Source organism: Paenibacillus zanthoxyli JH29 (assembly GCF_000520715.1).
GTDB lineage: Bacteria > Bacillota > Bacilli > Paenibacillales > Paenibacillaceae > Paenibacillus_AQ > Paenibacillus_AQ zanthoxyli.
Genome location: NZ_ASSD01000085.1, coordinates 1 through 10,380, shown reverse-complemented (window position 1 = coordinate 10,380; position 10,380 = coordinate 1). Strand labels below are relative to the sequence as shown.

The 10,380-nt window shown below is 51.7% G+C and carries 9 protein-coding genes; 8 read left to right on the top strand and 1 reads right to left on the bottom strand.

The window, feature by feature from the left end; all coding sequences use genetic code 11:
• Positions 1-486, bottom strand: a 486-nt coding sequence (locus tag L691_RS0103240; protein ID WP_025688755.1) for an S-layer homology domain-containing protein, incomplete at its 3' end; no start/stop codon positions are given.
• 256 nt (positions 487-742) lie between these two features.
• Here L691_RS0103240 and L691_RS0103235 point away from each other — a divergent pair.
• The 8 genes from L691_RS0103235 to L691_RS0103200 all read left to right on the top strand — a co-directional run.
• Positions 743-2,866 carry a right-handed parallel beta-helix repeat-containing protein gene (locus L691_RS0103235; protein ID WP_025688753.1) on the top strand — a complete coding sequence of 708 codons (2,124 nt, stop codon included), beginning with the start codon at positions 743-745 and terminating at the stop codon, positions 2,864-2,866.
• Positions 2,867-3,042: 176 nt separating this feature from the next.
• Positions 3,043-4,008 (top strand): sugar-binding transcriptional regulator, encoded by a 966-nt coding sequence (locus tag L691_RS0103230; RefSeq protein ID WP_025688752.1) that lies wholly within the window; start codon positions 3,043-3,045, stop codon positions 4,006-4,008.
• Between the two features lie 21 nt (positions 4,009-4,029).
• Complete coding sequence (gene trpB, locus L691_RS0103225; protein WP_025688750.1) at positions 4,030-5,322, top strand: tryptophan synthase subunit beta; 1,293 nt, start codon at positions 4,030-4,032, stop codon at positions 5,320-5,322.
• Positions 5,261-6,082, top strand: a complete 822-nt coding sequence (gene trpA, locus L691_RS0103220) for a tryptophan synthase subunit alpha (protein ID WP_051459288.1) — start codon at positions 5,261-5,263, stop codon at positions 6,080-6,082. Before trpB ends, trpA begins: the two co-directional genes overlap by 62 nt.
• 227 nt (positions 6,083-6,309) lie before the next feature.
• Complete coding sequence (locus tag L691_RS0103215; RefSeq protein ID WP_025688748.1) at positions 6,310-7,056, top strand: YveK family protein; 747 nt, start codon at positions 6,310-6,312, stop codon at positions 7,054-7,056.
• Entirely contained in the window at positions 7,037-7,705 is a 669-nt protein-coding gene (locus L691_RS0103210; RefSeq protein ID WP_198022965.1) for a CpsD/CapB family tyrosine-protein kinase, read from the top strand. The genes L691_RS0103215 and L691_RS0103210 overlap by 20 nt, the downstream gene beginning before the upstream one ends.
• 52 nt (positions 7,706-7,757) lie before the next feature.
• Complete coding sequence (locus L691_RS0103205) at positions 7,758-9,602, top strand: polysaccharide biosynthesis protein (protein WP_025688745.1); 1,845 nt, start codon at positions 7,758-7,760, stop codon at positions 9,600-9,602.
• Between the two features lie 24 nt (positions 9,603-9,626).
• Positions 9,627-10,380, top strand: a 754-nt coding sequence (locus L691_RS0103200) for a glycosyltransferase (protein WP_025688744.1), incomplete at its 3' end; no start/stop codon positions are given.

The window sequence follows — 10,380 nt, the reverse complement described above, 5'->3', positions numbered from 1 at the left end:
GCCGCCGATATCTGACACGCGGCTGGCGGCGTCTGTACCCGGGCTGTTAAGCTCAAAGGCGCGCGCGATCAGAACGGCGCTGTCAGCCCGTGTCAGCGTATCCCCTGGGCGGAATGATCCGTCCAAATATCCCGTAATGAGACCATGCTTCATGGCAGCTTGGATGTAAGGATAAGCCCAATATGCCCGGGGCACATCGGGAGGAGCCTGCTGCGGATTCGCATTCGCTTCAACCGGAATATGGCTTGCCCGTACAACCAGCTTTACGGCTTCCCCCCGGGTAATCGGCTTGTCTGGACGAAAGGTTCCGTCACTATAGCCTCCGATAAGCTGCTGCTCTTTTAGCCGCGATATTTCTTTCTGGGCCCAATGCGTGGGCGAAATATCGGAGAATAGCATCGGACCCGCCGCGTTCGCGTGGGGAGAGGCCGGCGCCAGAATGGCCGCAATAAGAAACACAGTGAGGAAAATCGCTGTCTTCTTCATAAGAATTCCTCTCTTGATTTTTGAGATTTTATCACTGGGAATGGTTGCCTGAATTAGTTTATCGGTATTTGTAATTGCGCTTTTGAGACAAAAAACGGCGAAATTAAGGGAAAAATGGGGGATTAAAGAACCGTTTTTTGGAAATAGGGCTTAAGCCTTTCCATCTGGAAAAAAACATGATAGTCTAAAATGGGTGGTTCGTTTTAAAGAACGAATGATATGCGGATTGAATCTTGAACAGGAAGAAGGGACAGAAATGCACAAGCAATTGTGGAAGTTCATTCTGCCATTAACCGTTGTGCTGATCGGATTGCTGCCGCTGGAGATATATGGCCAGGATTCCCCGAACCCGCCGGATGGGACGATTAATTTAGCCAAATGGAATATCTACAATGACGGAACTCATCCCGTGGAAACGACCAAAGGCATCAACGAAGCACTAAGAAGCCTGCATAACAGCGGGGCTAAAGCGGTGACGCTGCCATCCGGAACGTACTTGATCGATAAGGACAGCCGGATCAACATGGTCAGCGATATGACATTTATCATGCCGGATGACGCGGTGCTGCAAAAGGAAGCGAACGGAAAAGAACGGTACGAGACGATGTTCTTGGGCTACGGGGTTAATAACGTAACGCTGCAGGGCGGAACTTACAGCGGCGATAAGCAGCAGCATGATTTCTCTAAAAAAGACAATCCCCACAGCGCGGGTACGCATGAGAACGGTTACGGCATTTTGGTTGAAGGTGCGTCAAATGTTGTGATCGACGGCGTCAAGACTGTTAATTTTACCGGAGACGGGATGGCGATTGGCGGCGTTGGTAAATTGATTAAGGACCTGTATGAGGGAGGGTTTGTTTCCGGAGCGCTGGATGCAAAAGGAAATGCAATGAGCGATAAGCATAAAATCCGCACCAAAACGCCGATTCCGCTTACCGCGCCGATTCTTCAATCAGAGCAGCTCTTTGAAATTTCCAATGGCCAAAAGCTGCCGCCTTTCTTCGAGGTCTATTTCTACCAAAAGAACGGGAAGTTTATCAAGAAGATATCGGCCAAGGTCCGGGATCAAATGGCGATTCCAACCGGGGCCGCCTACTGTCATCTGGTGTTTAATAAGGCATCGTCCAAGGGCGGTTACCTGGAGGTGTGGAACCGTGTCGTCAGCCGGAATATTACCGTCCGGAACTCGGAATCCGCATTCAACCGCCGTCAGGGAATTACAATCGGCGGGGCGGACAATGTTCTAATTACTGGAAACCTGCTTCATGACATAAAGGGGACAGCGCCGCAATCCGGCATTGATGTGGAAGGAGGATATGGGGAGAATGGCTACCTGAATACAAACATCACGATTAAAAACAACCAATTCTATAACAACGCCGTGTACGATGTCATTCTTTATGACGGCCGGAACGCCTGGGTGGACGGTAATCATTTTGCTTCCAAGGAAGCCATCGGGCTTGCAGTCTCCCTGCCATTTACAAACGCCTGGGTATCCGATAACCATTTTGACGGGGCACGCATTTATGCTTATCATGATGTCACCTTGCGGAACAATAAACTGAATGATTCCATTACCTATTTCGAGGGGCCGAATATCGTCATTGATGGAATGGAGATAACGAACGGCACGCTCGCCTTGAGCGCAAAGGATGCTTACGGAATCAAGGTCTCTAATATCAATATCAACATTACGAAAAAAGTGGAAGCGGGCCTAAGCATCAGCAAAAATCCGCTGCGTCTGTCCAATGTTACGATTACCGGGGAGCCGGCTCTGCGGAGCTTGACCGGGAATACGGTTTCAGGAAGCGTGTTCGATCATCTGAAGATCATCCGCTATAACTCCGCTTACGGGCTTTCTCTGCCGCCGGGAACGTATAAGGATTGCCAGTTTGAAGCATCCGAAGAAGGGAAGTTCGGCACGCTTTCAGCTGCTTTGGCCGGAGATTATGTGTTTGACGGCTGTACCTTCAAAGGCAACGTCCAAGGCGCGGGCCTGCTGTACGCAGAGAATAAGCAATTAAATCTGACGGTGAAGAATTCCACTTTTGAATTGCCCGGCGGCAGCGCGCAGGCGGTTAGCATCCAGGCGGCTCGAAGCACCGTTGTGGAGAGTAATGTGGTGAATGCCAATAACCTTGCCTCAAGCAGCACGGAGCTTATCAAAATCAACGATTACTGGAAGCGGAACGATCCATACGAAGTGCTGAGCGCGGTGATTCGAAAAAACAAAATTACAACCAATCTGCCGGCAAAAGGAATCTCGACCGAGTATGCGGGCGTGGGCGCACCTCCTTATACGATAGAGGGTAACATTCTGGTTAATGCGAAGCTCTCGCTAAAAGCAAATGATAGATTCAATAACAATATATTGCAGTAATGTCTATATTGATCGGGCGAAGGAACTGCTTTATTTGTCATGAAAATGACACATGGGGCGGTTCCTTTTTAGTTTGAAAAATAAGGAAAAAAGCGATATACTCATGAAGTGAGGTACGTTTGTTCAATATATGAACATTTGTACAATGAGTGTGAAGGGATGTGCATGCCCGCAGTATGACGGAGAAGAATCAGGATCGCTTCCGATTATTAGTGAAGATTTGCCAGCTGTATTACGAGGAAGGGCTGAACCAAATGGAAATCGCCAAACGACTGGGGATATCCCGTCCTCATGTTAGCCGGATGCTGACAGCTGCCAGGAATGAAGGGATTGTACGTATTTCGATCAATAATCCGTTTTCAGCCGAACAGGAACTTGAAAAGTCACTCATCGATGCTTTCGGCATTCAAGACGCGCTGGTTGTCGATTCTTCTGATATGGAACCCGCCGGGCTTCCTGCCCTGCTGGGCCGAACCGGCGCCGCGCTGCTCGAATCCGTATTGAGGGATGGCGACATAGTCGGCATTATGGCAGGGCACACGATAGGCTGCGCAGCCGAGGAGATGGATTACTTTGAACGGGATAACCTGCAGTTTGTCCCCCTGGTCGGAGGGTGGGGATCGGATGGAGCCGCCTGGCATGCAAGCACGAACGCTATGGCCTTCGCGAATAAGCTGAAATCCAAATACTCGATGTTTCATGCGCCCGCATTGGTGGCCAACGAAGAGACCGGCATGCTTCTGCGCCAAGAGCCGGAGATTGCAAAGGTGCTTGAGCTTGCCCGGAGCAGCCGCGTAGCGGTTGTAAGCATTGGCGAAGTAAGCGAAGAAGCGACCATGGTCAAATCGGGGAGCTTCAGCGGGGAGGATATGACGGTTCTGAAAAAGCTGGGCGCCGCTGCCAATCTGTGCACATCCTTTCTGGATGAAAGAGGACAGGTGATTGAATTCCCGGGCAGCAGCCGGCTGATTGGCCTGGGTGCCCGGGAGCTTCGCGCCATACCCACGGTCATCGGAATTGCCGGGGGCGCAGCTAAAGTCACGGCTATTACAGCGGCGCTCAAGGGCAAATGGATTGATGTTCTGGTGACGGATTCGGAGACGGCGCGAGATATTGTTTCGATGTCATCATCCAACGAATGAAACGATAAAGGAGAATAGTTGATGTCCGGGTATAAAACGATATTTCAAACGATATCCGCTGCGGCTGAAGCATTGGTAAAAGACGATGGTTACTATGGGAATTACGGAGGCTCGTTCATACCCGAGATCCTTGTCCCTGCATTTGCAGAAATCAAGGAGCATTTTGCAGCCATTAAACAGGATGAAGCGTTCTGGCAAGAGTATTGCTCACTGCTGGCGGATTACTCAGGGCGCCCCACTCCGCTTACCTATGCGGATCGGCTAACCGATTATTTCGGCCGCGCGAAGATTTATATTAAACGCGAGGATTTGAATCATACCGGCGCCCACAAGCTGAATAACGCGCTCGGTCAAGTCCTGCTTGCGAAGAAAATGGGAAAAACGCGCGTCATAGCCGAAACGGGGGCGGGACAGCATGGAGTGGCTACCGCTACCGCAGCGGCGAAGCTGGGGCTCACGGCTACCATCTATATGGGCCGGGAAGATATGGAGCGTCAGTATTCCAATGTTTTTTGGATGAAACGGCTGGGGGCTGAAGTCATCGCCGTCGATTACGGTTCACGAACGTTGAAGGATGCGATCAATGAAGCGCTGAGAGATTGGGTGTCCAGCTTTGAAACGACGCATTACGTTCTGGGAACCGCATCAGGTGCGCATCCTTTCCCTGCCATTGTGTCCTACTTTCAGGCTGTGATCGGCATAGAAGCCAAGGAACAGATTTTGCGGGCGGAAGGCCGGCTGCCAAGCCGGGTCTACGCCTGTGTGGGCGGCGGATCGAACGCCCTCGGTGTGTTTCAAGCGTTCTATCCGCATGAGGATGTTGGACTCGTAGGGGTTGAGGCAGGCGGACAAGGCAGGGAATCCGGCAGGCATGCGGCCCGGATTGCCTACGGCGAGGGCAAGGCCGGTGTCGCTCAAGGCTTTAAGACCCTTTTTCTGCAAAATAACGACGGGCAAATGAAGGATACGTACAGCCTTGCCGCGGGTCTGGATTATGTGGGCGTATCTCCGATATTGGCCGACTTGTCCGAGCGGGGCAGGGTGCGGTTCACAGCCGCAACCGATACGGAGGTAGTGGAAGCGCTGGAAATGATCATGAAGACGGAAGGTCTGATTCCCGCGCTGGAGTCCACGCATGCTTTTGCGGGAGCGTTTAACGATATCACGGAATCTTCGGGGTCTGATATCTTCATAATTAATATGTCCGGACGCGGGGATAAAGACATTTTTAATGTAGCGGAGGGATTGCAAGATGATGAATGGAAAGCATTTATCCGGAGAAAAGCCCGGCAGTTCGAAAATACGGCTCGCTGAACAGATTACAGGCGGACCATCCGGGAAGCCGATCCAGATCATGACTCACCAAATTCTCGGCTATCCGGATTTTGATACGAACTATGAAATGATTCGTTTGTTTCAAGAGAGCGGCGCCCGCTTTGTCGAGCTTCAATTGCCCTTCTCGGAGCCCATTGCGGATGGACCGGTGTTTCTGCATGCCAATCAGGCATCGCTGGCGAGCGGAACAACAACGAAACAATGCCTGGAATTCGCGGAGCGTGTGGTCACGGATTTTCCCGGCCTCTCCTTTTTGTTCATGACTTATTATAATGTTGTCATTCAGTATGGGATTGAAGACTTCGTTAAAGCGTGCGCCGCAATAGGCATTCAGGGTCTGATTGTGCCGGATGCCTACCCAGAGGAGAGCCAAGAGTTTATGGAGGCTTGCCGTCAAAATGGGGTGGAGCCTATCCTGATCGTTACACCGTATACATCCAGCGAGCGCCTTGCTTATCTGTCGGCAGCAACCGGCGGCTTTCTGTATTGTGCAGCGCGAAAGGGAGTGACCGGAACGAAGACCTCATTTGGCAGGGAGACAGAAGCATTTATCACTCGCGTCCGCAGCATAGCCAGAACTCCAGTCGCTGTAGGATTCGGCATCCAGAGCGATCAGGATGTGCGTTTTTTGGAGGGTAAATGCGATATAGCCATCATCGGGACACAGCTCCTAACCGTACTTGAGCAAGAGGGGCTTTCCGGTGTTAAACGTTTCTTAAAGACGATCATCCCCGCCTGACCCCTGTTTCGCTATAGGCCGAACAGCAAAAGAGGCATCTCTGGAAGCAATACAAATTGCTTTTGGAGATGCTTTTTTCTGTGCGTGTAAACGAACAGTTTGACCGGTCGCAAAAACGAACAATATCCATGAAATAAAGGGACTAATAGTTGACATGTTCTATATAAAGAACTAAAATTAATGAAAAATGTTCTTTATTAAAGTTACTCTTTAAAGTGGGTGAATATGTGGAAGATGAGAACGAGGTATACGAAAAGGAGCCTTCATCCAGAGTTCCGGTCAAGGAAATTAATCTGAAGGAATGGGCAGCGGTTATCAAACGGAGATTATGGATTATTGTGCTAACTACCGTCCTTCTCGCCGTGCTGGGCGGTCTGTACAGCTCACAGCCGGAAGTGCCCCTGTACTCTTCTTCGGCAAGAATTATGATTCCCGCGGCTACTCCGGAGCAGCTGAGCACAATCAAGGTGTTCATTCGCGAACCGGTGGTTCTGGAACGCGTGATCAAGGAGTCGGGTATCCCAAGGTCGGCCGGAGGCTTGCGCAATCAGATCAGTGTAGGAAGCGTTGACAATTCCATTGTTACAATCATTTCGGTAGTAGACCCGGATCCTGCCCTCGCGCCGCAAATCGTCAATGCCGTCGTGCGCGTGTTTACCGAGGAAGTGAGCAAGCGTATGGGCTTTAACGGAATCAGCGTTCTTACGGCAGCGGTGGAATCGCCGAATCCCGCGCCCATCAATCCGCCGAGCAATCGTGCGCTGATCGCAGGCATAATAGCCGGTCTTGTCATTGGTTTGGGTCTTGCCCTTTTGCTCGAATCCCTGGATGATACCCTCCGCTCCGAAATAGATCTTGAACGGATATTGGGCGTAAATTCACTGGGGGCCGTTCCCAAGCTGCAGCGCAAGAATTCTCTCGGCAATTCAAGGCGGAAAAATGAGTATGTGCGGGGTGAAGCCATTGGCTCATAGGGAGAAAAAGCTGGATTCACGGGCGATACACGGCTGCTTTATTGTGCATAACAGTCCCACAGCGGCTGCTGCCGAGCAATACAGAAGGATACGGAATAACATTCGGATTGCAGCGGGAAAGAAGGAGCAGATCTCTCTTGTCATCACCTCTCCTTCGCTGGGAGAAGGGAAGACGACCTCCGCCGTAAATTTGGCGGTAAGCTTCGCTCAGCGGGGGGATAAGGTGCTTCTGGTGGACGCCAATGTCAAGAACCCTGCTCTGGGTCAGGTATTCAGCATCAAACAATGGCCCGGACTTGCCGATGGATTAGCTTCCAACATGGATTTTGCGGAAATTGTATATCCCACGGATGTGGAGAGACTATCCATCGTCCCGGGCGGGTCGCCTCTGCCGGGCGCGGCGGATCTGCTCGATTCGCAGGCGATGTCGGAATTTCTGGACCGGGCAAGCAATGAATACACTGTTATTCTATTTGACTGCTCTGCGGTATTGGAAACACCCGATGCTATTGCGCTGGCGAGCCGGTGCGATGGGGTCGTATTGGTCATCAGCAGCGGGAAGACGCAGCAGAAGAAGGCTCTCGAGGCCAAGCGCCTATTGGAATTCGGGAAGGTCAGGATATTAGGAAGCCTGCTTAATCGGGGTTAGGAACCAGGGACAGCCGCAGGATTGATTCGTTTTGGGAGGGAGTGGACGAACGTTGTTTCGTAAGCATCGGCTAACTATTTTGATGTTGTTGGATTCGTTTATTGTGTTGACGGCTATTTTCGCGGGAAGCTTCCTGGTGAACGCCTCTTTTAATGTATTTACACATCCGGTGATTATCAGTTCGGTCGCATTGCTCCTGAGTCATCATCTCTTTGCCTTTGTGTACCATTTGTACAAGAAAGCATGGGAATATGCCAGCGTTGAAGAAATTATCCTCATCAGCAAAGTGGTCACATTCTCCATGGTTGCCGCAGCTACCGTTCAATACGTCTTTTCGGGCAACGTTCAATACCGTCTGCTGCTGGTGACATGGCTGCTGCATATGCTGCTGATCGGCGGGTCGCGTTTTTGCTGGCGGATCATCAGAGCCGCTCATGACAAGCAAGAGACGCAGAGCGAGCCGGATAACACCAAGCGGACGCTGATCATCGGTGCAGGCGCGGCCGGAACGATGGTGGCAAGACAGCTCATGTCCGGACCGAACAAGGCGCTGAAGCCGGTCGCTTTTATTGATGACAATTTGAATAAGCTCGGTCTCGATATTATGGGGATTCCGGTTGTCGGCGGAACGACAGATATTGTAGAGCTGGCTGAACGGTATCAAATTGAACATATTGTCATCGCGATTCCTTCGCTTTCCAAGAACCGGCTAAAAGCCATTTATGACGAATGCACCAAGACCTCCGCCAAGACACAGACCATTCCCATGCTGGAGGATATAGCGAGCGGCAAAGTCTCGGTCAGCCAAATCAGGGACATTCAGGTCGAGGATCTCCTGGGCAGGGAAGCGGTTCAGCTGGACATTGACCGAATTTCCGATTATGTCACGGGAAAGGTTGTCCTCGTCACAGGAGCAGGCGGCTCCATCGGTTCGGAGGTATGCAGGCAAATCTCCAGATTCCGGCCGAAAAAGCTGGTGCTGCTCGGCCACGGAGAGAACAGCATCTATACGATTGAAATCGAGCTGAAAGCGATATTCCGCGATTCCGGCATCCAGTTCTATACCGAAATCGCAGATTTGCAGGATGAAGGCAAGATCATCAGCTTAATGGAGCTGCACCGCCCGGACGTGGTCTATCATGCCGCAGCTCACAAGCATGTGCCGCTTATGCAGCGCAATCCTGAGGAAGCGGTCAAGAATAATATTATCGGCACGATGAATGTTGCGCAGGCCGCTAGCCTGGCGGGAGTCGGCACGTTTGTCATGATCTCAACGGATAAGGCGGTCAATCCGACCAGTGTGATGGGATCAACCAAGCGGATTGCCGAGATGATCGTTCAGCATCACGACCGGTTCAGCCCGACCAAATTTGTCGCCGTTCGTTTCGGCAATGTGCTCGGCAGCCGTGGCAGCGTCATCCCGTTGTTCCGGAAGCAGATTGAGCAGGGCGGGCCGGTAACCGTCACGCACCCGGATATGGTCCGGTATTTCATGACGATTCCCGAGGCGTCGCGATTGGTCATTCAAGCGGGCGCCCTGGCGCATGGGGGAGAAATCTTCGTGCTGGATATGGGCGAGCCGGTCAAGATTGTGGATCTGGCCAAAAATCTGATCCGCATGTCAGGCTACTCCACCGAGGAAATCGGCATTGAGTTCACCGGTATGAGACCGGGAGAGAAGCTGTATGAAGAACTGCTGCGGGATACGGAAGTTCATGAAGCGCAGGTTTATCCCAAGATCTATGTCGGCAAATCGTACGAGGTTAACTTTGAGTCCATTAATCATCTGCTCAAGGTCTACGATTCGCTGTCCATCGAAGAACTGCGAACGATGCTGCTTGATATTGCCAACAACCGCTTTGAAATGGCTCCGCTTAAGAAAGTGACAGTCGTCTAGACGCCATGGAAAGGAAGACGGCTTATGTCCCGAAAAGTGTTGTTTTGCGCAACGGTAGATTACCATTTCAGCGCCTTTCATTTGCCAGTGCTCGAATGGTTCAAGCAGCGCGGCTGGGAGGTTCATATCGCGGCAAGGGGCGGGCTTGACCTTCCTTACGTAGACAAGAAATTCAATATCCCGATTGAGCGGTCGCCGCTTCGCTGCGGTAATTTGGAGGCTTACCGTCAGCTAAGGGAAATTATGCGGCAGAATGACTACGGGATTATTCATGCCCACACCCCGATGGGCGGCGTTCTGGCCCGGTTGGCAGCAGTAAGTTCCCGTAACAAGGGAACTCGGGTGATCTATACCGCTCATGGCTTTCATTTCTGCAAAGGGTCGCCGTTGATGAACTGGCTGCTGTATTACCCGATCGAGAAGGGTCTTTCGCGGCTGACGGACTGTCTGATCACGATTAACGACGAAGATTATCGCTTGGCTGCCCGGCGGAGGTTCAAAGCGCGGCAAATTGAGCATGTGCATGGCGTGGGCGTCAACACGGACAGATTCAAGCCGGTGACACAGGCGGAGAAGGCCAAGCTCAGACAGGATTCCCCCTACAGGCCGGAGGATTTCCTGATGTTCTATGCTGCGGAATTCAACGGTAATAAAAATCATCAGCTGCTCATTCGCGCCCTGGCCCGGGTTCGAGATCAAGAAGCCGGGATCAAGCTTCTGCTCGCGGGAGAAGGCCCGCTGCAGGAACAATGCCGCAAGCTGGCGGCGGAGCTCGGGA

What these genes read in the sequence shown, in the direction of transcription:
- L691_RS0103235 (WP_025688753.1), top strand. Translation starts at nt 743, where the DNA reads ATGCACAAGCAATTGTGGAAGTTCATTCTGCCATTAACCGTTGTGCTG.
- L691_RS0103230 (WP_025688752.1), top strand. Translation starts at nt 3,043, where the DNA reads ATGACGGAGAAGAATCAGGATCGCTTCCGATTATTAGTGAAGATTTGC.
- trpB (WP_025688750.1), top strand. Translation starts at nt 4,030, where the DNA reads ATGTCCGGGTATAAAACGATATTTCAAACGATATCCGCTGCGGCTGAA.
- trpA (WP_051459288.1), top strand. Translation starts at nt 5,261, where the DNA reads ATGATGAATGGAAAGCATTTATCCGGAGAAAAGCCCGGCAGTTCGAAA.